Annotated in this window: 27 protein-coding genes and 1 pseudogene; 11 read left to right on the top strand and 17 right to left on the bottom strand. The window is 74.0% G+C overall.

All coding sequences use genetic code 11. The features are described 5' to 3' along the window. Positions 1–5 precede the first annotated feature (5 nt). Together ACZ6ZN_RS23570 and ACZ6ZN_RS23565 are read left to right on the top strand one after the other, a co-directional pair. Positions 6–1013, top strand: a complete 1008-nt coding sequence (locus ACZ6ZN_RS23570; RefSeq protein WP_469649110.1) for a hypothetical protein — start codon at positions 6–8, stop codon at positions 1011–1013. Beyond that, positions 1010–2014 carry a serine/threonine-protein kinase gene (locus ACZ6ZN_RS23565; protein ID WP_398108294.1) on the top strand — a complete coding sequence of 335 codons (1005 nt, stop codon included), beginning with the start codon at positions 1010–1012 and terminating at the stop codon, positions 2012–2014. Before ACZ6ZN_RS23570 ends, ACZ6ZN_RS23565 begins: the two co-directional genes overlap by 4 nt. 11 nt (positions 2015–2025) lie before the next feature. Here ACZ6ZN_RS23565 and ACZ6ZN_RS23560 read toward each other — a convergent pair whose 3' ends face one another. Beyond that, entirely contained in the window at positions 2026–3321 is a 1296-nt protein-coding gene (locus tag ACZ6ZN_RS23560) for a streptophobe family protein (protein WP_469649106.1), read from the bottom strand. Positions 3322–3505: 184 nt separating this feature from the next. On the opposite strand from ACZ6ZN_RS23560, the gene ACZ6ZN_RS23555 reads away from it, so the two are divergent. Further along, positions 3506–4687, top strand: a complete 1182-nt coding sequence (locus ACZ6ZN_RS23555; protein ID WP_469649103.1) for a DUF6777 domain-containing protein — start codon at positions 3506–3508, stop codon at positions 4685–4687. Positions 4688–4731: 44 nt separating this feature from the next. On the opposite strand, the gene ACZ6ZN_RS23550 is transcribed toward ACZ6ZN_RS23555, so the two are convergent. From ACZ6ZN_RS23550 to ACZ6ZN_RS23540, 3 genes are read right to left on the bottom strand one after another with little or no spacing between them, the layout of a single operon-like run. Further along, a complete protein-coding gene (locus ACZ6ZN_RS23550) occupies positions 4732–5148 on the bottom strand; it encodes a PRC-barrel domain-containing protein (protein ID WP_469649100.1) in 417 nt (138 codons plus the stop codon). Beyond that, the gene (locus tag ACZ6ZN_RS23545) at positions 5145–5729 is read right to left on the bottom strand and encodes a PRC-barrel domain-containing protein (protein ID WP_398108290.1); all 585 of its coding nucleotides are present in this window, start codon (positions 5727–5729) and stop codon (positions 5145–5147) included. The genes ACZ6ZN_RS23550 and ACZ6ZN_RS23545 overlap by 4 nt, the downstream gene beginning before the upstream one ends. Further along, positions 5726–5866: a hypothetical protein gene (locus ACZ6ZN_RS23540; protein ID WP_398108289.1), complete on the bottom strand. Its 141-nt coding sequence runs from the start codon at positions 5864–5866 to the stop codon at positions 5726–5728. The genes ACZ6ZN_RS23545 and ACZ6ZN_RS23540 overlap by 4 nt, the downstream gene beginning before the upstream one ends. A gap of 187 nt (positions 5867–6053) precedes the next feature. On the opposite strand from ACZ6ZN_RS23540, the gene ACZ6ZN_RS23535 reads away from it, so the two are divergent. Continuing rightward, the gene (locus ACZ6ZN_RS23535) at positions 6054–6518 is read left to right on the top strand and encodes an ATP-binding protein (RefSeq protein WP_469649095.1); all 465 of its coding nucleotides are present in this window, start codon (positions 6054–6056) and stop codon (positions 6516–6518) included. Positions 6519–6834: 316 nt separating this feature from the next. Here ACZ6ZN_RS23535 and ACZ6ZN_RS23530 read toward each other — a convergent pair whose 3' ends face one another. Beyond that, on the bottom strand, positions 6835–7722 hold the full coding sequence (locus ACZ6ZN_RS23530) for an RNA polymerase sigma factor SigF (protein WP_398108287.1): 888 nt from the start codon (positions 7720–7722) through the stop codon (positions 6835–6837). Between the two features lie 172 nt (positions 7723–7894). Between ACZ6ZN_RS23530 and ACZ6ZN_RS23525 the strand changes: the two genes are divergently transcribed. Then, the gene (locus ACZ6ZN_RS23525; RefSeq protein WP_469649092.1) at positions 7895–8305 is read left to right on the top strand and encodes a helix-turn-helix domain-containing protein; all 411 of its coding nucleotides are present in this window, start codon (positions 7895–7897) and stop codon (positions 8303–8305) included. An 18-nt stretch (positions 8306–8323) separates the two neighbouring features. Here ACZ6ZN_RS23525 and ACZ6ZN_RS23520 read toward each other — a convergent pair whose 3' ends face one another. Both ACZ6ZN_RS23520 and ACZ6ZN_RS23515 read right to left on the bottom strand, forming a co-directional pair. After that, positions 8324–8926 (bottom strand): ClpP family protease, encoded by a 603-nt coding sequence (locus ACZ6ZN_RS23520; RefSeq protein ID WP_398108285.1) that lies wholly within the window; start codon positions 8924–8926, stop codon positions 8324–8326. Further along, positions 8926–9567: an ATP-dependent Clp protease proteolytic subunit gene (locus ACZ6ZN_RS23515; RefSeq protein ID WP_398108284.1), complete on the bottom strand. Its 642-nt coding sequence runs from the start codon at positions 9565–9567 to the stop codon at positions 8926–8928. The genes ACZ6ZN_RS23520 and ACZ6ZN_RS23515 overlap by 1 nt, the downstream gene beginning before the upstream one ends. A gap of 205 nt (positions 9568–9772) precedes the next feature. Between ACZ6ZN_RS23515 and ACZ6ZN_RS23510 the strand changes: the two genes are divergently transcribed. Next, on the top strand, positions 9773–10255 hold the full coding sequence (locus tag ACZ6ZN_RS23510) for a VOC family protein (protein ID WP_451880071.1): 483 nt from the start codon (positions 9773–9775) through the stop codon (positions 10253–10255). Positions 10256–10307: 52 nt separating this feature from the next. Here the strand turns inward: ACZ6ZN_RS23510 and ACZ6ZN_RS23505 are convergent, their stop codons facing one another. Continuing rightward, on the bottom strand, positions 10308–11195 hold the full coding sequence (locus ACZ6ZN_RS23505; protein WP_469649088.1) for an aminoglycoside phosphotransferase family protein: 888 nt from the start codon (positions 11193–11195) through the stop codon (positions 10308–10310). Positions 11196–11321: 126 nt separating this feature from the next. Here ACZ6ZN_RS23505 and ACZ6ZN_RS23500 point away from each other — a divergent pair, with 126 nt between their 5' ends. After that, positions 11322–12035 carry a ribonuclease H family protein gene (locus ACZ6ZN_RS23500; protein ID WP_469649085.1) on the top strand — a complete coding sequence of 238 codons (714 nt, stop codon included), beginning with the start codon at positions 11322–11324 and terminating at the stop codon, positions 12033–12035. Here the strand turns inward: ACZ6ZN_RS23500 and melC2 are convergent, their stop codons facing one another. Together melC2 and melC1 are read right to left on the bottom strand one after the other, a co-directional pair. Continuing rightward, positions 12036–12857: a tyrosinase MelC2 gene (gene melC2, locus ACZ6ZN_RS23495; protein ID WP_451880074.1), complete on the bottom strand. Its 822-nt coding sequence runs from the start codon at positions 12855–12857 to the stop codon at positions 12036–12038. Between the two features lie 32 nt (positions 12858–12889). Further along, on the bottom strand, positions 12890–13261 hold the full coding sequence (gene melC1 / locus ACZ6ZN_RS23490; RefSeq protein WP_398108279.1) for an apotyrosinase chaperone MelC1: 372 nt from the start codon (positions 13259–13261) through the stop codon (positions 12890–12892). Between the two features lie 339 nt (positions 13262–13600). Between melC1 and ACZ6ZN_RS23485 the strand changes: the two genes are divergently transcribed. Continuing rightward, the gene (locus ACZ6ZN_RS23485; protein WP_469649081.1) at positions 13601–14812 is read left to right on the top strand and encodes an FAD-dependent monooxygenase; all 1212 of its coding nucleotides are present in this window, start codon (positions 13601–13603) and stop codon (positions 14810–14812) included. Positions 14813–14912: 100 nt separating this feature from the next. After that, positions 14913–15896, top strand: a complete 984-nt coding sequence (locus ACZ6ZN_RS23480; RefSeq protein WP_469649078.1) for an aldo/keto reductase — start codon at positions 14913–14915, stop codon at positions 15894–15896. A gap of 55 nt (positions 15897–15951) precedes the next feature. Here the strand turns inward: ACZ6ZN_RS23480 and ACZ6ZN_RS23475 are convergent, their stop codons facing one another. Next, positions 15952–16296 carry a hypothetical protein gene (locus ACZ6ZN_RS23475; protein WP_398108276.1) on the bottom strand — a complete coding sequence of 115 codons (345 nt, stop codon included), beginning with the start codon at positions 16294–16296 and terminating at the stop codon, positions 15952–15954. Between the two features lie 216 nt (positions 16297–16512). On the opposite strand from ACZ6ZN_RS23475, the gene ACZ6ZN_RS23470 reads away from it, so the two are divergent. Continuing rightward, positions 16513–16938 carry a DUF6328 family protein gene (locus ACZ6ZN_RS23470; RefSeq protein WP_398108704.1) on the top strand — a complete coding sequence of 142 codons (426 nt, stop codon included), beginning with the start codon at positions 16513–16515 and terminating at the stop codon, positions 16936–16938. A gap of 81 nt (positions 16939–17019) precedes the next feature. Here ACZ6ZN_RS23470 and ACZ6ZN_RS23465 read toward each other — a convergent pair. From ACZ6ZN_RS23465 to ACZ6ZN_RS23450, 4 genes and pseudogenes are all read right to left on the bottom strand, one after another. Continuing rightward, positions 17020–17574 (bottom strand): annotated as a pseudogene (locus ACZ6ZN_RS23465) (DUF2238 domain-containing protein); the annotation flags it as partial. Positions 17575–17701: 127 nt separating this feature from the next. Continuing rightward, the gene (locus tag ACZ6ZN_RS23460; RefSeq protein WP_469649075.1) at positions 17702–18127 is read right to left on the bottom strand and encodes an SsgA family sporulation/cell division regulator; all 426 of its coding nucleotides are present in this window, start codon (positions 18125–18127) and stop codon (positions 17702–17704) included. A 60-nt stretch (positions 18128–18187) separates the two neighbouring features. Continuing rightward, entirely contained in the window at positions 18188–19228 is a 1041-nt protein-coding gene (locus ACZ6ZN_RS23455) for a hypothetical protein (RefSeq protein ID WP_451879158.1), read from the bottom strand. A gap of 141 nt (positions 19229–19369) precedes the next feature. Then, on the bottom strand, positions 19370–20341 hold the full coding sequence (locus ACZ6ZN_RS23450) for an LLM class F420-dependent oxidoreductase (RefSeq protein WP_398108273.1): 972 nt from the start codon (positions 20339–20341) through the stop codon (positions 19370–19372). Between the two features lie 73 nt (positions 20342–20414). On the opposite strand from ACZ6ZN_RS23450, the gene ACZ6ZN_RS23445 reads away from it, so the two are divergent. After that, positions 20415–21854, top strand: coding sequence for a serine hydrolase domain-containing protein (locus ACZ6ZN_RS23445; protein WP_469649071.1), 1440 nt, complete (start codon positions 20415–20417; stop codon positions 21852–21854). Here the strand turns inward: ACZ6ZN_RS23445 and ACZ6ZN_RS23440 are convergent. After that, a complete protein-coding gene (locus ACZ6ZN_RS23440; protein ID WP_469649068.1) occupies positions 21846–23489 on the bottom strand; it encodes a protein kinase domain-containing protein in 1644 nt (547 codons plus the stop codon). The genes ACZ6ZN_RS23445 and ACZ6ZN_RS23440 overlap by 9 nt on opposite strands. Positions 23490–23827: 338 nt before the next feature. After that, positions 23828–24787, bottom strand: coding sequence for a threonine/serine dehydratase (locus ACZ6ZN_RS23435; RefSeq protein WP_451879161.1), 960 nt, complete (start codon positions 24785–24787; stop codon positions 23828–23830). Positions 24788–24823: the final 36 nt, after the last annotated feature.

Below are 24823 nucleotides of genomic sequence, written 5' to 3'. Positions count from 1 at the left end.
CGCCCGTGACGACCCCCGGATTCCGGCCCACGCACGTCGTCCCGCAGCACGGGATGCCGGCCTGGGAGGCCCCCGACCCGTCCCGGACCACCGTCGACCTCGACCCCCTGCTGCCGGTGCAGCTGCTGGAACGCCAGGGCGACTGGGGGCACGTGCTGTGCTCCAACGGCTGGTCGGCCTGGGTCGACGGGCGCCGCCTGGTCGCCGTACCGCAGGACCCGCCCACCACCGACGGGCCACTGACCCGCACCGCCGACCCGCGTCCGCTGCTGGGCCGCGCGCAGGAGGCCCTCGCGCGCTACCGGTCGGCGGTCGAGGACCTCGCGGGCGGGCTCGACCTGGAGTCCTTCCGCGCCCGCACCCGCGGCACGCGCATCGGCGTGGTCGTCGACGGCGAGTCCGTCTGGCTGTACGACTCCGCGCACGGACGCTGGGTGTACGCCGACGGCACCCGGCTGACCACCTACGCCACGGACGACACGCCCCGGGCCGACCGTCCGGCCCAGGGCGGCCCCGCCCCGTCCCCGCCGCAGGCGGCGCCCGCCCACCCGCCGACCCGGCTGGTCGCCCCCGAGCCGCCCCCGGCGCCGCAGGAGCCCCGCAGCCCTGCCGGGGCGTCCCCGCGGGGAAGCGACCCGCCACCGCAGGCCCCCGAACCGACCCGGGTCGTCGCGCCCGGGACGCCGGGGGGCGTACCGCCGAAGGCCCCGGTCCCCACCCGGGTCGTCACCCCCCAGGACCCCGCGCCCGAACCGGCCGCCGGGTCCGAGCCGCCGCGGCCGGAGCGGCCCGCGTCCCCCGACGCCCCCGAGCCCACACGGGTCGTGGCGGGCGGCCCGCCCGGGCCCACCCGCGTCGTCCGCCCCGAGGACGCCGAGGAGGCCGCGGCGCCGGGCGGGCACCGGGAGACCGACGAGGCGGAGGAGACGCAGCCGCCGGCCGGGGCGCCCCCCACCCGGGCCGTCGGGTACGCGCCCACCCGTGTCGTCCCGCCCGAAGGTGACGGGCGGTGAACCGCGAGACCAGCCTCTTCTCGGGACGGCCCTCCGAACTGCTCGGACAGCAGATCGCGGGCTACCGGATCGAGCAGGAGATCGGGCGCGGCGGCATGGCCGTCGTCTACCGGGCCCGCGACCTGCGCCTGGAACGCACCGTGGCCCTGAAGCTGCTCGCCCCGGAACTCGCCCGCAACGACACCTTCCGCCGCCGGTTCACGCACGAGTCCCGGGCCGCGGCTGCGATCGACCATCCGCACATCGTCCCGGTCTTCGAGGCGGGCGAGACCGACGGCGTCCTCTACATCGCCATGCGGTACGTCGCCGGCAGCGACCTGCGGCACCTCCTGGACCGCGAGGGCCCGATGCCACCCGCCACCGCCGTCCGCGTCGCCGCCCAGGTCGCCTCCGCGCTGGACGCCGCGCACGAGCACGGCCTGGTGCACCGGGACGTCAAGCCCGGCAACATCCTGGTCTCCCGCGGCACCGACAGCGACCACCCCGAGCACGTCTACCTCACCGACTTCGGCCTGACCAAGAAGTCGCTGTCCCTGACCGGCTTCACCACGGTCGGCCAGTTCGTGGGCACCCTGGACTACGTCGCCCCCGAGCAGATCTCCGGCAAGCCCGTCGACGCGCGCTGCGACGTCTACGGCTTCGCCTGCGTGGTCTACGAGATCCTCACCGGCCACCCGCCCTTCCTGCGCGACGACGACATGGCGCTGCTGTGGGCCCACCAGTACGACGAGCCGCCCCCGCTGACCGAGGCCCGGCCGGACCTCCCGGCGGGCGCCGACCCCGTCGTCGCCAAGGCCCTCGCCAAGAGCCCGGACGACCGCTACCCGTCCTGCCTGGCGTTCGTGACCGCACTGCGGGCCGCCACCACCGGCGGCGCGGTCGGAGCCGTGCGGGCGTCGACCCGCGCCGAGCGGCAGGTGCCGGGTGCGGGGGAGGAGCTGCCCAAGCCGCCGCCGCGCTGGGCCGAGCCGGTGTTCGTGGAGCGCACACGCGGGCTGTAGCGGAGGGCGGCTCAGCCCTCGCTCGCGGGCCCTGCCTCGCCCCGCCGCCGCACGTGCCGCGCCAGCAGCGCCCCGGCGAACCCGGCCACCAGCCCCCACAGCACGGCCAGACCCACCGCCCCCCACATCCGGGGCCGCAGGAACAGCCGCCCCGACAGACCGCCGCCGAGGTCGCCGATGCCGAGGACCGACAGGCCGAAGTGCGCCGAGATCCGCCCGACGAGGCAGATCATGAACACCGTCAGCGCGAGCGCGACCGCCATGTGCACGGCGTGCTGCCAGGCCCTGACCCGGGCCGGCGACCGCGCCGCCATCACGAACGCGGCGGCCAGCAGCAGCACGACGTCGGCGACCAGCAGCCACCACACCCGGCCGTCGTGCTCGGAGAGCGTGCGCAGATTCAGCTCCGCGACGTCCGGGGTGCGCAGCACCTCGTCCAGCACGTGCGGCATGGGCAGCCCGAACGGCCCCTGCACCTGCCCGTTCCAGGTGGCACCGAGGCCGATGGTCAGCCCCAGCCACATCAGGTTCGGCATGCCGAGCAGGATCACGGCGAAGGTCTCGGCCGCGTGCCCCCGCGTGGCCGCGACCACCAGCGCGATCACCACACCGGCGACGACCCAGGCCAGCAGCATGGCGACCATCGCGTACGCGGCCGGGCGCACCGACGCCTGGAAGCGGAGCAGCCCGCCGGGCAGCGGGGCCCCGCGCGCGACCAGCAGGGCCAGCACCAGCACACCGGCGAGCCACACCACGCCGACGAACACCGACAGGGGGACGTCCGTGGTGAAGCCGACCTCGGGTGAGGCGCCGAACAGATCCCCCAGTGCGCCGAGCTCGTCGCCGAGGGAGATGTCGAAGGTGTGGCGGGCGGCGAGCGTCAGCCCGATCAGGGCGAGCAGCCACAGGGCGGCCACCCGCCCGGCCCAGCCGGCCAGTTCGGCGCTACCGGCGACCGCGCGGTGCCGCAGGGGCCGCAGGAAACCCCAGGCGATGACGAGCGCCCCGGTGAGCGTGACCGACAGGGGGATCACGGTCAGGCCCGCCTGCGTGTCGGCGAGGTCCCCGGCGCTGCCGGAGAGCTCCACCGTGCCGCCCACGGCGGTGACCATGGTCGCCGCGACGACCGGCGCGAACGCGCCGTCCGGCAGATCCGTGGCCCCGGCGGCCCACAGGCCGAGCGCGGCCACCACCGCCATCGCCAGCAGCCCGGCGAGGACCGTGACGAGGGCGTGTACCCAGCCGTGGGGGGCGGTCGCCCGGCCGGCGGAGGGCTCGGCCCGGTCGGAGGGGGAGCGCGAAGTCACGCTGTCACGCTAAGCAGCGCCCCGCCCGGACGCCCGCCGGAGAGGTCCGTCCGCGTCGGCTTGCGGGACCGGTGGGACTGGAGCACACAATGAAAGAAGAGTGCAAAGGCGGCACACCAGCACATGCCGGGCCGAGTGCCCCGACTGCGCGAAGGCCGCAGGCAATCACGCGGAAGAAGAGATCGTGAGCGTCGATCCGCCGTCGTCCGGCCGTCCCACAGGTCCTCCCTCGGGGCCCCTGTCGGGCCCCTCCCAGCCTCCGCCGGGCGGCGGGCCGCCGTCCGAACCGCCCACCGGGCGCGGTGGTGGCGAACCCCCGCAGCCCCGCCGGCCGTGGTGGGGCTCCGTACCCCGTGTCGCGATCGTCGCCACGGCCGTCGTGGCCGCCGTGATCCTGGCCGTCGTGCTGTCCCGGCCCGACGGCGGCAGCACGGGCGCCTCCGACGCCGGCACGAGCACCTCCAGCGGCGAGGTGTTCCTCGAACCCGCGGCGGACACCGGCCCGGACCCCTTCACCGACTCCACCGCGGACGAGAAGAGCTCGGCCTCGCCCGTACCGCCCACCCGGGCCAGCGAGTCGGCGGGGCCGAACACCCTCCCGGGGGTGAAGGGCGACGCACCCGGTCTGTACGGCGGCACCCGCAACGTCGCCGCCTGCGACGTGGAGAAACAGATCACGTTCTTCGAGCAGGACCCGGACAAGGAGCGGGCGTTCGCCTCGGTCGTGCACAAGGAGCCGTCCGACGTGCCCGCATACCTGCGCTCGCTCACCCCCGTGCAGCTGCGGATGGACACCCGCGTCACCAACCACGGCTACAACGGCGGCACTCCCACCACCTACCAGGCGGTGCTTCAGGCCGGCACCGCCGTCCTCGTCGACGAGCGCGGAGTGCCCCGGGTGCGCTGCGCCTGCGGCAACCCGCTGGACCCCCCGGTCGCCCAGAAGAACGCCAGGACCACCGGCGAGGCGTGGCCGGGCTACTCGCCCTCCAGGCTCGTGGTGGTCAAGCCAGCGCCGAAGCCGGTCGACGTCTTCGTGATGTGCGAACCCGACGGCCAGTGGTTCGAGCGGCACCAGGGCGACACGGGCAAGAAGGACCACAAGACCGAGAAGCCGGACGAGCCCACCCCGTCCACCGGCGTGACCACGCCCTCGTCACCCGGCGACACGACGTCCGACGGACCGTCGACCGGCGAACCGCCGAGTTCGGACGGCGGGACGACGTCGGAGCCGCCCAGCAGTGACGGACCGGCACCCCCGTCGTCGGAGCAGCAGTCCCCGCCGGACAGCGGCGGCTCGGGCTCGGACCCGGGAACCGGCTCGGGCAGCGGCGGCGGTACGACCGAGCAGCCCCCCGCGTCCTGACGACAGCCCTCGGGGCCCGGGCCACCGGGCCCCGAGGAGAGGGCTCAGCCGGCCCGGACCACCAGGGCGTAGTCGCCGAGTCCGAGCAGGCGCTCCGCCGGCAGCTCGCCCCGGGCGGTGACCACCGACTCCACCCGGCCGGTCTCCGGCTCGAAGGCGACGTCCTGCACCGTGCCGAGGGCGTCGCCCGTGTCGGTGAGGATCCTGAGGCCCTGGAGTTCGTGGTGGGGCGGCGTGGCGGCCGGGGCGGCGGTCGTGCGGACCAGGACGGCGTCCGGGCCGACGGCGTGCAGGGCGCCCCAGGGCAGCACGGTCTCCTTGCGGGAGTGCTTGCCGCCCACCCGGACGTGCGTCACCACGCCGGACACGGCGTCGACCGTGAGCGACTTCAGGACGCCGATCTCCTCGGCCTCGTCCAGGGTCAGCACCGGCAGCCCCCGGGCCTGCGAGAACAGCATCATGACGGTGCCCCCCGGTGCTCCTGCCGGAAGGCGCCGACCCGGGCGGTGAAGGCCGGCAGGTCGTCGGCGACGTACCGCGTGGCGTCCGCCGGTATGACCAGGGCCCGGCCGGACACGGCGAGCGTCTCGCCGCGCGGCACGTACACCCGCTGCCTCTTGCGCCGGGACCCCGGCACCAGCGCCTTGTCCGCGGCGATCCGGAAACCCACCACCCGGCCGCTGCCACCGCCCTCGACCACCACGTCGAGCACCGTGCCGACCTCCGCCCCCTCGTCGGTCAGCACCTTCGCGTGCAGGACCCGCCCCTGCTGGGCCTCGCGCCGTGCCACCACGACGGACGTGTCCTGCAGGGCGTGCGCGTCGCGGACCATGACGGCGTGCGGGCCGAGGGCGTGCACCGCCGACCAGGGCAGGCTCTGCTTCAGCGGGCCCGACAGCAGACCGCGTCCGCTCAGGGTGAAGCCGGTGATGCGGCCGGCCGCGGGGTCGAACACGGTGTCCTTGATCTGGGCCACCGCGTCGCCGCCCAGGGTGACCACGGGCAGGGTCGTCAGGCTCCGCGCGGCCAGCAGCTCGTTCATCGCACGCCCTTCCCGCCCGGCCGGCGGCGCACCGCGATGACCGTGCCCGACCGCCTGCCCGCCTGCACCGCGAGCGTCACCACGGCGAGGGCGGCGAGCGCCGCGATCACCACGACCAGCCATGTCCACCAGGCCACCGCGCACCTCCGGCGATCCGGTCCGGTCGCCCCTCGACCGGTCCCGGTGTCCTCCGGGTGCCCCGTCGAAGGGGGACAATGCCCGGGGTCCCACAAGGGCCGGAAATCGTGAGGACTGTGAAGGCCGACTCGGGGTACGAGCACTCTGCAGAGCGTCCGGCCAGTCCGGCTTCCCAGAAAGAAACGTATGATCGACCACCTGGACGGGGCAGTGATACCGACTGGTTTCGACGTGCCCGTGGAGCCGCTGCGGCGGTCCGCACACTACTCAGGCGAGCAGGGCTGCATCGCCGAGGCGCGGTCCTTCGCCGCGCTCTTCCTCGAGCAGCTGCGGACCGAGTGGTGCGCAAGCGTCGACGAGCGGATCGACGGGGCGGTGCTGCTGGTCGTCAGCGAGCTGGTCACCAACGCCGACCGGCACAGCAACGGCCCCTACATCCTGGAGCTCACGGGCACGGACAACGCGGTGACGGTGTCGGTCTACGACAGCAGCTCCGCACTGCCGCGCATCTTCCCCCGCAACCCCGAGCGCATCGGCCGGCACGGCCTGGAGATCGTCCACGCCCTTGCGGAGCAGGTCACCGTGGAGCGGGTGCCGGTGGGCAAGCGGGTGCGTGCCGTGCTGCCGCTGACCGGCGCCACCGGAGCGTGAACCCCGCGGGGACGCGGATCCACCGACGGCGCGAGGCCCTGCGGGGACGTCACGTCACCGAGCCACTGCGGGTGGCCCGGCTACACCACGAACATGGAGATACATCGGAGCCGCCCGGACACCGGGCGGCTCTCAGTCGGTTGCGGACCCTCCGGTCTCCGCCGTGCGTGGACGTGCCGGTCGTCGCCGGTCGCGGGCCCGCAGGCGAAGCCGGCTGTCGGGATCCGGGGCTCGCGCGGCCGAGGCGTGCGGACATGACCAGCGGGTGCCGCCCCCTCCCGCTCGGGGGACGGCACCCGCTGCTCCGGTCTCCGTGTCAGGCGCAGCCCAGCTCGCCCAGCATCCCTTCGCGCAGCCGCGTGATGATGCGCTTGATCAGCCGGGAGACGTGCATCTGCGAGCAGCCGAGCCGCTCACCGATCTCCGCCTGCGTGGCCTCTTCCACGAACCGCATGTGGATGATCTGCCGGTCGCGCTCGCTGAGTTCCGCCATCAGCGGGGCGAGCGAGTGGAAGTCCTCGACGAGGCGCAGGCCCTCCTCCTCGACGCCGAGGAAGTCGGCCAGGACGGCCTCGCCGCCCTCCGTGCCGTCCCCGGTGAGGGCGGCGTCCAGCGAGGACGAGTTGTATCCGTTCGCCGCGATCTGGCCCTCGACGACCTCCTTCTCGGAGATGTTCATCAAGGTGGCCAGCTCGGCGACCGTGGGCTCGCGGTCCAGGCGGCTGGCCAGCTCCTCACGCGCCTTGGCCAGCTCCACGCGCAGCTCCTGCAGACGCCGCGGGACGTGCACCGCCCACGTCGTGTCCCGGAAGAAGCGCTTGATCTCTCCGACGATGTACGGCAGCGCGAAGGAGGTGAACTCGACCTCGCGCGACAGCTCGAAGCGGTCGATCGCCTTGATCAGACCGATCATGCCGGTCTGCACGATGTCCTCCATGTCGTCGCCGCGGCCCCGGAACCGGCCGGCAGCGAACCGCACGAGCGACATGTTCATCTCGATGAGGGTGTTGCGCGCGTACTGGTACTCGTGCGTGCCCTCTTCGAGCTCCGTCAGGCGCCGGAAGAACTGGCGGGACAGCGCGCGGGCGTCCCGCGGGGCGACCGACCGCGGGTCCGCCAGACCCGGCAGTGTCCCGTCACCCGTGCCGACCTCGGCGTTCTCTGCGACGACCTCTGCCTTCGACCGGATCACGGCGGTCTCCATTACCTCTCCCGAACGTCGCGGCTGTGCTGTGCGTGGGTACTCCCGGGTTGCGAGTACCCGCTCACGCGTGCACCATGCCCACCAATTTTCCGGAATCCCGTTTCCCGCTGATTCCCCTCAGGGCGGAACGCCGGAGCCTTCCCCCGGCGGCCGGGATTCCTAGGCTGGGACGGTGAGCAACCGACCGCAGAACACCGCCCGCGTCGTCCCCCTGCGCCCGCCCGCCGGCCGCCCGGCGGCCCCGCCGCTCCAGGGGCCCCCGGCCCCCGCCGCGAAGGAGCCGCTCTGGCGCGACCTGGTGGGGGACGTCCTGCGCCGGGAGCGGCTCGCACAGGAGCGCACGCTGAAGGACGTCGCCGACGCGGCGCGCATCTCCATGCCGTACCTGTCGGAGGTGGAGCGCGGCCGCAAGGAGGCCTCCTCGGAGGTCCTCGCGGCCGCCGCCCAGGCCCTCGGCATGGGCCTGGGGGACCTGCTGGCCCGGGCCCAGGGCGAACTGGTGCGCGTCACCTCCCGCTACGCGGGCGGCGGCCGCCGCGGGGCGCAGGCGGCCTCCCACGACGGGATGTGCCTGGCCGCCTGAGCCGGGCCGGCCGGTGCCTCACACCGTCACGAGGCGCCGGCTGAGCACCTCGTCGGCCAGCCCGTACGCCACCGCCTCCGCAGCGGTGAACACCTTGTCGCGGTCCATGTCCGCCCGCAGCGTGGCCACGTCGTGGTGGGTGTGGCGCGCCAGCACCTCCTCCACCTGGCCGCGGATCCGCACCATCTCCTTGGCCTGGAGCGCCAGGTCGGAGACCATGCCGCGCTGCCCGCCCGAGGCCGGCTGGCCGAGCAGCACGCGCGCGTGCTCCAGCACGAACCGCCGGCCCGGGTCGCCGCCGGCGAGCAGCACGGCGGCGGTGGAGGCCGCCTGCCCGACGCAGCACGTGGAGATCGGCGCCCGCACGTAGGACATCGTGTCGTAGATGGCCATCAGCGAGGTGAACGAGCCGCCGGGGGAGTTGATGTACACCGAGATCTCGCTCTCCGGCGCCGACGACTCCAGGTGCAGGAGCTGGGCGATGACGACGTTGGCCACGCCGTCGTCGATCTCGGTCCCCAGGAAGACGATCCGCTCGTTGAGCAGCCGGCTGAAGACGTCGAAGGACCGCTCGCCCTGCGGGGTCCGCTCGACGACGTTCGGAATCGTGTAGCTCCCCATCACTGCAGCCCCATCCTGCGTCGCGTCGTGGCCGGGCGGACGTCGGCGAGGGAGTGGACGACCCGGTCCACCATGCCGTACTCCCTGGCCTCCTCGGCCGTGAACCAGCGGTCCCGGTCGCCGTCCCGGGAGATGGTCTCCGGGCTCTGACCGGTGTGCTCGGCGGTGATCCGCTCGATGGTGCGCTTGGTGAACTCCAGGTTCTCCGCCTGGATCTCGATGTCGGCGGTGGTGCCCCCGATGCCCGCGGAGGGCTGGTGCATCATGATCCGCGCGTGGGGCAGGGCGTAGCGCTTGCCCGGCGTGCCGACGCTCAGCAGGAACTGGCCCATGCTGGCGGCGAAGCCCATCGCCAGGGTGGCGACGTCGTTCGGGACGAGCCGCATCGTGTCGTAGATGGCGAGCCCCGCGTGCACCGAACCGCCGGGGCTGTTGATGTACAGGCTGATGTCGGTGCGCGGGTCCTCGGCGGACAGGATCAGCAGCTGGGCGCAGACCCGGTTGGCGGAGACCTCGTCGACCTGGGTGCCGAGCAGCACGATGCGCTGCGTGAGCAACTGGGCGGCCAGATGGTCGTCGAAGCGGGTGGGAGGGGTGTCCCCCTCCTCCGCCCGCGGGGCGAGGGTCGTGAGTGGAGTCATCGGTTCTCCTCGTCGTGGCGAGAGGGCCGCGGATCTGCCGCGGACGTGCCGTCGGGTCCACTGTCGGCGCCGTTGGCCGCTCGCAGGCCGTTCCTCTGCCCTGGGCAGATCCGCTGCCGGCAGATCCGCCGGGGACCGGCGATGAGTTTCGCGGCCGGGACCGGTCGACATGGGTGACAGCGACGAACGCCCCCGGGAGGAACCCATGGCATCCGACGGCTTCACCACGTGTCTCTGGTTCGACGGCCGCGCCGAGGAGGCCGCGCACTTCTACGTGTCGGTCTTCAAGAACTCCGCCATCGGCGAGGTGGCCCGCTATCCCGAGGGGGCGCCGCAGCCGGCCGGCGGTGTCATGACCGTCGAGTTCACGGCCAACGGCCAGCGGTTCCTCGCACTCAACGGCGGACCGCAGTTCACCTTCAACGAGTCGGTCTCCTTCATGATCTTCTGCGAGAACCAGGAGGAGATCGACCACTACTGGAGCAGGCTCACCGCCGACGGCGGCGAGCCCGGCCCCTGCGGCTGGCTCAAGGACCGCTTCGGGGTGTCGTGGCAGGTCGTCCCGGACCGGCTCCAGGCGATGATCACCGACCCGGACCCGGCGAAGGCGGCCCGGGTGACCCAGGCGTTCATGGCGATGGGCAAGTTCGACCTCGCCGCGCTGGACCGGGCGTACGCCGGCGAGTGACGCGGCGACCCGGGGCGGGACCGGCTCCCCACGGGGAGCCGCCACCGCGCCGCTACGCCGGCTCGGCCAGGATCTCCCGGATCACGTGGCGGGAGTTCGCGGCGACCGGCGGGTTGGTGTCCCAGTAGTAGGGCAGCGCGATCACCGCGATCGACAGGGCCCAGCCCCTGCCCCGCGCCCACTCGGCCCCGCCGGCGCCCACCGCCGCGCGGAAGACGGCGCGGGCACGGGCGGGCAGCACGCACCAGGCGCCGATGAGGTCCACGGCCGGATCACCCACCCCGACCGTGCCGAAGTCGATCACGGCGCTCAGCCGACCCTCCCTGACCAGCAGGTTCCCGGCCATCAGGTCGCCGTGGGCCCAGACCGGCGGCCCGGTGTGCGGCGGGGCGCCCAGGGCCTCCTCCCACCGGGCCGCGACCGCACCGGTGTCGACCCGGCCGGCCAGCCGGTCCAGTGCCGCGCGCACCTCGGCGTCCCGGGCCGCCAGCGGTACACCCCGGCCGGGCGGACCGCCCGAGGCGTCGACGCGGCGCAGGGCCGTGACGTAGGCCGCGAGGTCCTCCGCGAGCAGCTCCGGCCGCTCCAGCCGCCCCGGCTCGGGGTTGCGGCCCTCCAGCCAGCCGTAGACCGACCAGGGCCACGGGAAGTCCTCGTCCGGCTCCCCCTCGCCCAGGGGTTCGGGCGAGGCGGCGGGCAGTCCGGGGCCCAGCCGCGGCAGCCAGCGCAGTTCGTGCGTGATCGCGTCGACGGCCCGCGGATGCCGGGGGAGCCGCACGACCTTGTCGGTGCCGAGGCGGAACATCGCGTTCTCCGTGCCGGAGGACGACAGGCGCCTCAGCGGCAGCCCCGCCCACCGGGGGAACCTCCGGGCGATCAGCCGGCCGACGAGCGCGGTGTCGATGTGCCGTTCGTCCTCGTGCATGCGTGGGGCGCCCATGGCGCACCATTGCAGCGGCCGGGCCGCGTCGTGTCGAACGGATTTCCGTGATCGCCCGGGCGCTGCGCAGGATGCCGGGAACTCCGGCCGTCGGGACGGTCCACGCGGCCATGGCATGATCGGGCCATGCGTGAACGTGTGGTGGCCGCGTGCGACGGCGCTTCGAAGGGAAACCCCGGACCCGCCGGCTGGGCCTGGGTCGTCGCCGACGCCTCCGAGGCGCCGCAGCGGTGGGAGGCGGGGCCGCTCGGCAGGGCGACCAACAACGTCGCCGAACTGACGGCGCTCGAACGCCTCCTGGCGGCGACCGACCCGGCCGTGCCGCTGGAGATCCGCATGGACTCGCAGTACGCCATGAAGGCCGTGACGACCTGGCTGCCCGGCTGGAAGCGCAACGGCTGGAAGACCGCCGCCGGCAAGCCCGTCGCCAACCAGGAGCTCGTCGTCCGCATCGACGAACTCCTCGACGGCCGCTCGGTCGAGTTCCGCTACGTCCCCGCCCACCAGGTGGACGGCGACCGGCTCAACGACTTCGCCGACCGCGCGGCCAGCCAGGCCGCCACCGTCCAGGAGCCGGCCGGCAGCGGCCTCGGCTCGCCCGAGCCGCCGCCCTCCCCGGACACCCCGGCCAGGGCGCCGCGCCCCCGGGGCGGTTCGTCCCGCCAGGGCAGGGCGTCGACGGGGAAGGGATCCGCCGCGAAGAGCGGGTCCTCGCGCACCCTCAAGGCCAAGTTCCCCGGCCGCTGCCAGTGCGGCCGGCCGTACGCGGCCGGGGAGCAGATCGCCAAGAACGACAGCGGCTGGGGCCACCCGGAGTGCCGGGCGGGCGCCGGCGTCTGATCAGACGTCGAAGGTGTAGTGCCGCGTGTGGTCCAGCAGGTCCGCCGGGCTCGTGTCGTGCCACGGCCGCATCGTCTCGTTCAGGTCGACGACGTTCGGCGTACCCGAGACCGGCAGGTACCCGGAGCCGGGGTGCCGGCGCTGCCAGTCGGCCCACAGCTTGTCTATGTACGCGTGGTGCAGCCAGAACACCGGGTCGTTGGGGGAGGCCCCGGTGGCCATGTGGCCGCCGACCCACACATGGACCCGGTTGTGCAGGTTGACCCCGCGCCACCCTTCCAGGTGGTTGCGGAAGCCGTCCGAACCGCTGTTCCAGGGCGCCATGTCGTAGGTGGGCATCGCCAGCACCGACTCGACCTCGGCGCGGGTCGGCAGCTCGCGCACCCCGGCGCCGAGCGTGCGCCGCAGGAACGTGCGGCCGTCGACGCGCACGTTGATCGGCCAGTTGCCGCCCGACGCGGAGAACGGCCCGTCCGTCACCCGGCCGTCCCGCTCCCGGCCGGTGCCCCCGAGGAAGTCGGGCGCCCACAGCGAGGCGCGCGCAGTGCGGTCGACGGTCCAGTCCCAGTAGGGCAGGGACACCGACGCGTCCACCGACTGCAGGGCCCGCTCGAACTCCAGCAGGAATCTTCGGTGCCAGGGCAGGAACGACGGTGAACGGTGGCCCGTCCGCTCGCCGTTGTCGGTGTCGGAGACGATGAACGCGTTGTGCGTCGTGACGAACTCGTCGTAGCGGCCGCTGCGCTTCAGCTCGATCAGCGCGGCGACGAAACGCCGCTTCTCGTCGGGGGTCAGGGCGGACTGGTTCTTGCGGACTGCCATGTGCGGGTGCTCCAGGTGCCGTGCGGGGTGGGTCAGTTGGCGGGGAAGGGCAGCAGCGGTGCGCCCTGCAGTTCGTCCACCGCGGCCCGGGCGGCGGCGCGCGGCGTCGGCACCGGGGCGTAGTGGCTCACGACGCTGATCCAGCTGCCGTCGGCGTTGCGCATCACGTGCAGCTCCACGCCGTCCACGAACACCGCGTAGCCGGCGCCGTGGTGGTGGTGCCCGGACCCGCCGCCCGGACGGCCCTGTATCCGGCGGCCCTTGTAGACCTCGTCGAAGGCGCCGGGGTCGGCGTGGTGCCCGGCGGCCTGCGCCGGCCCGGCGGCCGGCAGGGTCGCCGCCGCCGTGACGGTGGCGAGGGCGGCCGCGGCGGTGAGCGCGCGGCGACGGCTGAGTTCCGGCATGCGGATCTCCTTGATCGGTTCGGCTGCTGACCCCGCATGCCTACCGGGTGGTGCGCGAGCGGGAGAAATCCCCCCGAGCCGGTTGGCTGCGATCCGGGCAATTCCCCTTATGTCCTGCAAGATTGAACGAAGATGATCTTGCTGCGGAGGGGAGTGGCCCCGTGTACGGAAGGGGAAATTCCGCCCGCTGTGGGTGCCGTGCCGGATGTTTCTCCCCGCCTTCCGGGCGGTGCGTGGCGCACGTCACGCCGTCAACCTGGCGCGATCCGGCCGCCCGGCCATCGGCTCCCTCTGCTGCTACCCTGCGTCCGCAATCGACAGCTCTCAGTGATCCCAGGGGTGTGCGTGAAGGTCGCCTGCGTCGGTGGCGGGCCCGCCGGCCTGTATCTCTCGATCCTGCTCAAGCGGCAGGACCCGTCCCACGACATCACCGTCCACGAACGCGACCCGGAGGGCTCCACCTACGGCTGGGGCGTGACCTACTGGCGCGGACTGCTCGACCGCCTCCACGCGGAGGACCCCGAGTCGGCGCGGGCCCTGGACGCCGGCTCCGTCCGCTGGCGCGACGGCGTCGCCCACGTCGGCGACCTGACGACCCGGCACCGCGGCGACGAGGGCCACGGCATCGGCCGCCACCGCCTGCTGGAGGTCCTCACCGCCCGTGCCCGCGCACTCGGTGTCCGGCTGGAGTACGCCCGCGAGGTCACGGCCGCCGACCTGCCCGCCGACGCCGACCTGGTCGTGGCGGCCGACGGCGTCCGCAGCACGCTGCGCGAACGGCATGCCGCACACTTCGGCACCCGGCTCACGGCCGGGCGCAACCACTACGTCTGGCTCGGCACCACCAAGGTCTTCGACGCCTTCACCTTCGCCTTCGTCGACACCGGGCACGGCTGGATCTGGTGCTACGGGTACGGGTACGGCGCCGACCGCAGCACCTGCGTCATCGAGTGCGCTCCCGAGACCTGGACCGGCCTCGGCCTGGACCGGGCGAGCGAGGCCGACGGGCGGGCCCTGCTGGAGAGGCTCTTCGCCACCGTCCTGGACGGCCACCCCCTGCTCGGCCGGCCCGGCGGCAGCCCGTGGCAGACCTTCCGCACCCTGACCAACCGCACCTGGCACCACGGCAACCTCGTCCTGCTCGGCGACGCCGCCCACACCACCCACTACTCGATCGGCGCCGGCACCACCCTCGCCCTGGAGGACGCGATCGCCCTGGCCACCGCGCTGCGCGAGCACACCGCCCTGCCCCAGGCGCTGGCCCGCTACGAAGCCGAACGCAAGGCGGCCCTGCTCCCGGTGCAGAGCGCCGCACGCTACAGCGCCCAGTGGTACGAGAACCTCCCGCGCTACATCCACCTGCCGCCGGAGCGCATGTTCGCCCTGCTGGGGCAGCGCCACTCGCCCCTGCTGCCGCACATCCCCCCGCAGGTCTACTACCGGCTCGACCGGGCGGCCGGACAGCTGGAGTCGCTGCGGCGCTTCAAGCGCTGGCTGGGGCCGAAGGTGGCCCGCACCGTGCACGCCCGGACGCTCACACCCCGCGACTGACGCCCCGCCCACGGACCCGGGCCGGGCGAGGCGGCCCGGGCGGGCGGTCCGGACCACTCCGTCTCCGCGCCCGGCGGGGACAGGTGACAGACTGACGCCCATGGACGAGCGCACATTCGACAGGTCGGGCCGGCACGCCTCCGTGATCGGTCTCGGCACATGGCAGCTGGGTGCCGACTGGGGAGACGTCGACGACAAGGAAGCCCTCGCCGTGCTGGAGGCGGCGGCCGAGGCCGGGGTGACCTTCTTCGACACCGCCGACGTGTACGGCGACGGCCGCAGCGAGCAGACCATCGCCGCGTTCCTCAGCGGACGCCCGGACCTGCACGTCATGGTGGCCACCAAGATGGGCCGCCGGGTCGAGCAGATCCCCGAGAACTACGTCCTCGACAACTTCCGCTCCTGGAACGACCGTTCGCGCCGCAACCTCGGCGTCGACCGGATCGACCTGGTGCAGCTGCACTGCCCGCCGACACCCGTCTACTCCACGGACGAGGTGTTCGACGCCCTCGACACCCTGGTCGAGGAGGAGCGGATCGCCTCCTACGGCGTCAGCGTGGAGACCTGCGCCGAGGCGCTGACCGCCATCGCGCGGCCGAACGTGTCCAGCGTGCAGATCATCCTCAACCCGTTCCGGATGAAACCCCTGCGCGAGGTGCTTCCCGCCGCCCGTGCCGCGGGCGTCGGCATCATCGCCCGGGTCCCGCTGGCCTCCGGACTGCTGTCGGGCAAGTACACCGAGGAGACCGTCTTCCCGGAGAACGACCACCGCGCCTACAACCGGCACGGCGAGGCCTTCGACGTGGGCGAGACCTTCTCCGGCGTCGACTACACGACCGGTGTCCAGGCCGCCGCCGAGTTCTCCGCGCTCGCTCCCGAGGGGTACACCCCGGCCCAGCTGGCCCTGCGCTGGATCGTCGAGCAGCCCGGCGTCACCAGCGTCATCCCCGGCGCCCGCTCACCCGAGCAGGCCCGTGCCAACGCCGCCGCGGCCCGGCTGCCGGAACTGCCCGCCGCGACGCTGGACGCGATCCGGGACCTGTACGACCGGCGCATCAAGGACCAGGTCGAACACCGCTGGTAGCGCCGACGGGGCGGCCGGGCAGCATGGCTGCCCGGCCACCCCGTCAAGCCGGCTGTCACGGCTCCAGGTGCAGCTGCCTCTCCTGCTCCTGGTCGCCGGAGGAGGCACCCTCGTCGCGGGCCGTGAAGGCCCGGGTGAGCGTCTCGCTCGCCCGGCGCACGGCCTCGGGGCTGCCCTGCACGGTGACGGTGACCGGCGCGGACAGACGTCCCGCGTCCTCGCCGCCGCCGGCGGCGCCCGCGTCCGTCTCGCCGTCGAAGGTCGCCGTGTGCACCGTCGCGTTGCCGTCTGCCGGGCGTTCGTCGGGCGCCCCGAAGGTGCCCTCCAGGGCCCGGACGACCGTGCGCGCGTCGTCGGCGCCTCCGCCGCTGAGCGTCACGGTGAGCTGCGTACCGGACATGCGTCCACGACCTCCTCGGGATGTGCTGCGTTCGAGCCGTCCGTGTAACCGTCCACCGGTGGTTCAAACCGGTGCCGACCGGGGACGACGGCGCGTTACGGGGCACACGGGGAGGGAAGGCCGCGTCGACCACCGGGAGGAACCGTGCCGGAGACGTCCGAGGGCGTAGCCCCGCGCCGCGGGCGCAACGAGACCGAGGAGGAGCGCGCCGACCGGATGTGGCAGGAGCTCATCCAGGAGGTCCGCGTCGCGCAGATGGGCGTGCAGATCCTGTTCGGCTTCCTGCTCACCGTGGTCTTCACCGACAAGTACGACGACCTGTCCGCCACCGACCAGACGATCTACCTGGTCACGGTCGTCCTCGGCGCCTGCGCCACCGGGGCGCTCATCGGGCCGGTGTCCCTGCACCGCCTGGTCGCCGGGCGGCGCATCAAGGCCCAGGCCGTACGGGTGGCCTCCCGGCTGACCCTGCTCGGCCTGCTGCTGCTGCTCGCCACGACGACCGCCTCACTGCTGCTCATCCTGCGCGTGGCGACGCACAACGGCTTCGTGCCCTACCTGGTCGCCGGGGTGGTCGGCTGGTACCTGCTGTGCTGGTTCGTCCTGCCGCTGTGGACCCGGCACCGCTACACCGCCCGGTGACGGCCACCGCGCCGCGAGCTGCCGGTCGTGCACCCGGCCGAGCAGCAGCAGGGAGGAGGTCGCGCCGATCAGCGCGCAGAACATGTCCCACTGGGTGTCCCACACATCGCCCTGGGTCGCCAGGAAGGCGTCCGCCGCGTGCCCGCCGGCCACCGCGGCCGCCCATTCCAGCATCTCGAAGACGGCGCTGAAGGCCAGGCACGCGCACACCGTGAGCGGCGCCAGCCAGCGGCTGTCCCGCAGCGGGGAGGTGCGCACCAGCAGCTCCCGCACCAGCACGGCCGGGACGAAGCCCTGCATCAGATGGCCCAGCCGGTCGTACGGGTTGCGGTCCAGCCCGAAGGCGTCCCTGACCCAGTCACCGAGCGGAACCTCGGCGTACGTGTAGTGGCCGCCGACCATCAGCACCACCGCGTGGACGGCGAGCAGGCAGCACAGCAGAGGCGTGAGCGGGAAGCGCCGCCACACCAGCACCAGCAGCGGCAGGCCGACGACGACCCACACGGTCTCCAGGAACCAGGTCGTGCGGTCGTGCGGGTTCCAGGCGGACAGCGCCAGCACCGCGACCACGCCCACGGCGAGCGCGGCGGGCAGGGACGGGCGTGGACGCGAACGCACCTCGGACAGGGCGGACATGGGCGGGCTCCTCTCGTGGCAGCCCATCGTCCCGGCGCCCGGTGCGCGGTGCCATGAGTACGGCTACTCAGCCCGGCACCGGTCGTTCACCCGGGTCGGCCCGGGCTCCGGCCCGGCCGGCCGCCCTTCAGCTCCCCGCGAGGATGTCCGCCAGGAAGTCGTCGATGCAGACCTCCTCGTGGCCCGGCGGGACCAGTTCGTGCGTCTCCCGCAGGAACGCCGCCAGGGCCGGGGCCCAGGCGAACACGATCGCGTGGTGACGGCCGCCGTCGGGCCGGACGTCACCGAGGAACTCCATGCGCAGCTCGCGCCACATGCCCCGCGACTCGGGGCGCATGCGCACGTCGCCGATCCCCGCCGGGTGCCGCAGCGCCTCCCCGAGCATCTCCCGGTCCAGCTGCCACCGGGCCAGGACCCGGCCGTCGTGGCTGAAGACGACGGTCACGGCGAACGGGTCCGCCGCGTCGTAGCCGAGGTGGGCGAGCACGGAGAAGCGGTCCGTGTCACCCGCCTGCAGCTGCACCACCACGGTCTTGTGGACGAACGAGTTCACGAGAGGGCCTCCGGAAAACCGATGTAGAGCCCTCTTGTACCCCCGATTCCGCAGTGATGCTCAGCTCAACGGGTGATTCCCGCGCGCACCGCGCAGCGAGTCGATGCATACGGCAACGGCCCGCTGGAGCTCCTCCAGCCGCTGCACCATGTCGTCCTCGTAGAACTCGCCGGCGTCGTCGAAGGTGAGCTCCTCGAACACCTTGGTCGCCTTCTCCAGGCTGCTGTAGAACCTGGTGCGCCGCTCCTGGACCCGCAGCCCGGGGTCGGCCTCCACGGCCTCGACGACCAGCGACTTCATGGTGCCGTAGGCCTCCGCGGCCCACTCGCCGGCGTCCTCGTCCTCGTCCAGCTCGTCGATGAGCGACAGATGCCGCTCGGCCTCCTGGCGCAGTCCGGCGGGCGCCTCCACCGTCTGGCCGGCGGGTGTCCTGATCTGCCCCGACTCGGCGATCTGGCGCACGTAGCCGATGCGGTCGGCCGCCCTGCTCTCCCCGGCGACGGCCTTCTTCAGCTCATCGGTGCGCACCACGTCCCGGGCCAGCTCGGACTGCAGTTCCGGGTCCTCGCGGACACGGTCCAGCAGGGCCTGGCGGGCCGCGCGGGCGGTCGAGGGGTCGGCGAGGATCGCCGCGCGCAGCGCGGTGGGGTTCTCCGCGACCTCCAGGGCCTTCGTGGGCCGGATGCCCTCCGCCGCGGCGGCCTCCGTGATGGCGGTGCCGCGCGGGGAGCCGGCGCTGCTGCGGGAGACGTAGTAGTCCGGCCACACGTCCGCGTCGGGAAGCTCGACCTCCGCACCGGGCGTCAGGGCCTCGAAGTGCGGCACCAGGCCGTCGTCGGCCGCCCGGTCCCACGCCTTGTAGTACCGCATGACCCGCTCCGGGGAGCACCCGGCCAGCTCGGCGAACTCCTTCGCCGGAACCTTCGGCGTCTCGCCCGCCGCCTCCCCGCCGGGCCGCACGCTGCGCGCCACCTTCAGCCCGAAGGCCCACCCCCCGGTCCGGGCGTAGGCGCCGAACTCGCGCGCGTCGCGGGCGACGAGGTCGGACACGGGTCCGGGGGAGGCGGGGGAGGTCTCGGGCGGGGTGAGGGCGACGGTCACGGACGACTCTCCTGGGTGGGGGGCTCGCATGCGGACGGAAGCCTATCGGCACCCGCCGCGGCGGCCGGGTCCGCGCACGGGGAGGCGCCCTCCGAGGCGGAGGGCGCCTCCCCGTGCGCGGACAGGCGCCGGCGCGTGACCTCAGGCGAACGCGTCGCGCAGCGCCGGCAGAAGGGTCTTCTCCGACCAGTCCAGGTACGCCGGCTGCGACTCGCCGCCGATCTGGACCAGGGCGACCTCGGTGAACCCGGCCTCCACGTAGGGACGGACGGCCTCGACGAACGCCTCCGGGTCGTCACCGCACGGAATGGACTCGGCCACGTCGTCCGGGGTGACGAACTGGGTCGCCGCCTCGAAGGAGTCCGGGTGGGGCAGTTCCGCGTTGACCTTCCAGCCGCTGCCGAACCAGCGGAACTGGGAGTGGGCGCGCTTGACGGCCGCGTCCCGGTCCGGGTCGTAGCAGACGGGCAGCTGCCCCACGCGCGGCTTGCCCTCGCCGCCGTGCCGGTCGAACGCCTCCAGCAGGCCCGCCTTGGGCTCGGTGGCGATGACCAGGTCGCCGAGCCGGCCCGCGAGTTCGCACGACCGCTCGCCCGAGACGGCGATGCCGATGGGCGGCGCCTCCTCCGGCAGGTCCCACAGTCGCGCGGACTCCACGTCGAAATGCGTGCCGCGGTGGTTGACGTGGCCGCCCTGGAAGAGGGCGCGGATGATCTCCACGGCCTCCTCGAACATCTCGTGCCGCACGTCGACGGAGGGCCAGCCGCCGCCCACCACGTGCTCGTTGAGGTTCTCGCCCGAGCCCAGTCCCAGCCGGAACCTGCCCTCCGAGAGCAACTGCACCGTGGCCGCCTTCTGCGCCACCACCGCCGGGTGGTAGCGGAACGTCGGGCACGTCACGTACGTCATCAGCGGAATACGCGAGGTGGCCTGGGCGGCCGCTCCGAGCACGGCCCACGCGTAGGGCGAGTGGCCCTGGGAGCGCAGCCAGGGGAAGTAGTGGTCCGAGGTCACCGAGAAGTCGAAGCCCGCCTCCTCGGCGCGCACCACGTGGTCCACGAGGTCGCGGGGGCCGGCCTGCTCGGTCATCATCGTGTATCCGATTTGCACCATGTCCTCCGGGTCCCCTGACAGCGGCCGGGAAAACGGCCGATCAGGACCGCGGGGCGCGGGCAGGATGGCCCCCATGAGTCCTGTCCCGCTGTCCCCCTCCGGCCCGGCGGCCCAGGGCGTCGACGCCTGCGGTGTCCACGCCTTCCTCGACGCCCTCGAGGCCGCCCCCGAGATCGAGCCGCACAGCCTGATGATCGTGCGCCACGGCCATGTGGTGGCCGCCGGCTGGTGGGCGCCGTACACCCCGGCCCGCCCCCAGCTGCTGTACTCGCTCAGCAAGAGCTTCACCGGGACCGCCGCCGCCCTGGCCGAGGCCGGGGGCCTGCTCGACTTCGACGCCCCGGTGATCTCCTACTTCCCCGAGTTCGAGGCGGACATCACCGACCCGCGCAGCCGGGCCGTCCTCGTGAGGCACGTGGCGTCCATGGCGAGCGGCCACGACCACGAGACGCTGCACGAGGCGTACGCGCGGGACCCCGCCGAGCCCGTGCGCGGGTTCCTGCTGGTGCCTCCGGACGCCGACCCGGGCACGGTCTTCGCCTACAACCAGCCCGCCACCTACACGCTGGCCGCCCTCGTGCAGCGGGTGACCGGGCAGCCGCTCACCGCGTACCTGCGGCCCCGCCTGCTGGACCCGCTCGGCGTGGGAGAGGCCGTGTGGCGGCGGGACCGCACCGGACGGGAGATCGGCTTCAGCGGCCTGCACGCCACGACCGAGGCCGTCGCCCGGCTCGGGGAGCTGTACCTGCGCGACGGCCTCTGGGACGGTGAGCGGCTGCTGCCGGAAGGATGGGCCGCCCGGGCGGCCCGTCCGCGGATCCCGACCGCCGGGACCATGGGGACGGCGGACCGCGACGACTGGGACCGGGGCTACGGCTACCAGTTCTGGACCTCCCGGCACGGCTACCGGGGCGACGGCGCGTACGGCCAGTTCTGCCTGGTCCTGCCCGAGCAGGACGCCGTGATCGCCGCGACCTCCGCCACCGAGCAGATGCAGCAGTACCTCGACCTCGTCTGGAAGCACCTGCTGCCCGCCTTCGGCCCCGAGCCGCTGCCCGGCCGCGAGGCCGCCGACGCGGAGCTGCGCGAACGCCTCGCCGGCCTCGCGCTGCCGCCCGCCCCGGGCAGGAGCGCACCACCGGGACCGGCCGGGGACCGGGACACCGCGCGGTTCCGCGCTGCCGACGGGTCCGGGCCGGTCCGGGCGGCCTCGGTGGCGCGGGACGAGCGGGGCTGGACGCTGTCCCTCACGGGCCGCGACCGCGACGACCGGCTGGACCTGCGGATCGGGGCACCGGGGTGGACCGTCGCCGAGGCGCCCGTCCCGACGGCCGTCAGCGGCGGCTGGAGCGACACCGGCGCGCTCGCGGTCGAGGTGCTGTTCCTGGAGACCCCGCACCGTCTGGCGGTGACCTGCTCCCCGGCCGACGGGACGGTCACCGCGCGCTGGCACACGCAACCGCTCCACCCGGGACCGCTCACCTCCCTGCGGGCGCCGCGCGGCTCACACTGACCCCGGGCGGAACGTCCTCAGGAAGGTGCGCAGCGCCTCCTGGTTCCGCCGGTCCCGCCAGTCGGCGTCCGGTGTCGTCCAGCGCAGCGAGAAGCCCTCGCCGCCGCCCAGCAGGAAGCCGCGGCCGAAGGTGTGGACCCGGGTGCCGCCGGCGTCCGCCGTCCACTCCATGTCGGCGGCCTCCCGCCCCTGGTAGGTGGTCGCGCGGATCCCGCCGATCCTGCGGTAGCCGCCGTAGCGCCGCAGGTCCGGTTCGACGTCGTCCCGCCACACCGCCACCGGGTTGGGACCGACGCGGGCGCTGTAGGTGACGGCGAGGGTGCGCTCGTCGCCGTCGGCGCCGAAGACCACCCGGTACGCCAGGTCGCCCTGGCGGTCGGTGTCCAGCCGCTCGAAGTCCTCGGGGAGCGCGACGGAGAAGCCCTCCGGCGCCCGGTAGCGCTGGAAACCGGGCGGCAGGGCCGTGGCGGGAGCGGACGGCGGGGGTGCGGAGGGCGGGGACGTCGCGCCGGGGGCGGGGGAGGGGGCCCGTGTCGGAGCGGGCGGACCGGACGGGGCGGGGCTGTCCGGACCGGTGCCGTCGCCCGGCGTCGCGGCCGACGCCGGGGGCGGGGCGGGTGCGTCGGCCGCGTCCCCGCCCGGATCGCCCCCGGGCAGGCCCTGGGTCACGGCCAGGACGGCGACCGTGACCGTGACGAGAGCGAGGGCGGTACCCGCGACCATGGTCCGTCGGTGCCAGGCCGGGCCGCCGGGCCGCACGGCGGCGTACACCCCGCGCAGCCGGGGAGCCGGTACGGCGGCCGCGGCCGCCTCGCCGGCGCCGCTGAGCGCGCGGGTCAGCGCCTCGCGGACCACCGTGCGGTTCAGCCGCTCACGCGAGTCCTTGCGCAGCAGCCCCTGTACGACCTGGGTGAGCGGACCCGCGCGCACCGGGGTGCGCAACGGCAGCCGGTCCACGGCCTTCAGGGTGGTCTCCGGGCGTCCCCGGTCCCGGAACGGCGGGCGCCCCTCGACCATCGTGTACAGCAGCGCCCCGAGCGTCCACAGATCGGCGGCGGGGCCGATGCGCTGGTCGCGGGCCTGTTCCGGGGAGGCGTAGGCGGGGGCCGTCAGCCGGGGGGCGAGGGTCGCGCCGGCCAGTCCGTAGCCGGTGACCACGACCGACTGGTCCTCCCGGACGAAGACCTGCCCGGGGCTGAGTTCCCCGTGGGTGATGCCCTCGGTGTGCGCGGCGTCCAGCACGTCGAGCAGGTCCAGGGCGATGCGGGCGGCGCGCACGTAGTTGAACGTGCCCTGCTCGGCCAGGAGTTCGGCGAGGGGCGTGCCGTCGATCCACTCGTTGACCGTCCACAGGGTGCCGGGTTCCTCGACGGCGTCGACGACCGCGGCGATCCGGCCCGGGCACAGCAGCGCCATGGCCTCCGAGGTGCGCAACAGGCGTGCGGCGGCCCGGCGTTCGTCCTCCGGCGCCCCCGGCGGGAGCCCGGTCTGGGTGACCAGGCAGGGGCGGGAGATCTCCCCGGCGCCCAGGTCCTCGGCGTACCAGCAGATGCGGTTGGTCTCGCGCTGGACGATCTCGAGCAGCCGGTAGCGGCCGGCGACCAACTGGTGTGTGGAGACGTGCGCCCTGCCCATGGCCATCCCTCGCTGGAAACCTGGCTCTCACCCTTTTCCAGGGGTACGGCGAGCGGGGCCGCCGGTGTTCAATCCGATCGCAACTCCGGGCCCATTCCTGTCCTTTGTTCAATTCACCCGAGCAGGTGTACGAGAGAAGGTCGTCTCGCCGCTTCCGGGCGGCCCACCTCGGGCGACGGCGGACCTCGACCGGCGCCCGGATTTCCTCCCCGCGTCACCGGATTCACCGAAACAGCTCCGGCCTCCGGTAACCGCCGGTAAATGCCGAGCTTTCCCGGCCCGGGCCGGTGATTCCGCCGCCGAATTCGGCGGCAGAAACAGCGGCCCGGAGCGGGATCTCAGCGCAGCCCGAAGCGCTCCGACCAGGTGATCACGTCCCGCGTGGTCGCGTTGCCCCCGCACACCACCAGCCCCAGCCGCGCGCCCTCGCCCACCCGGTCGAGGACCTGCCGCGCGGCGGGCAGCAGGCAGCCGGCCGCCGGTTCGGCCCACACCTTGGCGTGGTCGGCCAGCTCCAGCACCCCCCGCACCGCCTCCCGGTCCGGCACCACCAGCACCTCGGTGACCAGGGCGGAGACATGGTCGTACGTCAGCTGCGACACGGCCGGGGCGCTGAGCGTGGAGACGATCGAGGACAGGGCGACGGGCAGCGGACCGCCCGCCTTCAGGGCCTCGGACATCGCCTGCGCGCCCTCGGTCTCCACGCCCCACACCCGCACGCCGGGCCTGCGCGCCCGCAACGCGGCGGCCACGCCGGAGATCAGCGCCCCGCCCCCGACGCTGACGAGGACGTCGGTGAGGTCGCCGGCGTCGGCGGCGAACTCCAGGCCCACCGTGCCCTGGCCGGCCAGCACCACCGGGTCGTCGAAGGGGTGGACGAGCGTCAGCCCTTCCTGCTGCAACCGGGTCATGAGGGCGAACGCGCCGGCCATGTCGTCGGTCAGCCGCACCGACGCCCCGGCCTCCTCCGCCACCTGCACGGCGCGAGCGGGCGCCGAGCGGGGCATCACCACGGTGGCCTTCACGTGCAGGGCGGCGGCCATGACCGCGAGCGCGATCCCGTGGTTGCCGCCGCTGACCGCCACCACCCCGGCGGCCCGTTCGGCCTCGCTCAGCGACAGCAGTTTCGCGGCTGCGCCGCGCGCCTTGAACGAGCCGGTGCGCTGGAGCAGTTCCAGCTTCGCGGTGACCGGGGCACCGAGCAGCGCCGACAGCCCCGGGCTGTCCACGGTCGGTGTGTGCACGACGTGCCCGGCGATCCGGTCGGCCGCGGCTTCCAACTCCGGGATGCCGATCACGGCAGCCATCCTTCCGGCGCGGGTTGCGAGTGAGCG

Source organism: Streptomyces sp. NPDC053665, assembly GCF_055585285.1.
The sequence above is the reverse complement of the archived record's forward strand: the minus strand, read 5'-3'. Positions and strand labels throughout refer to the sequence as shown.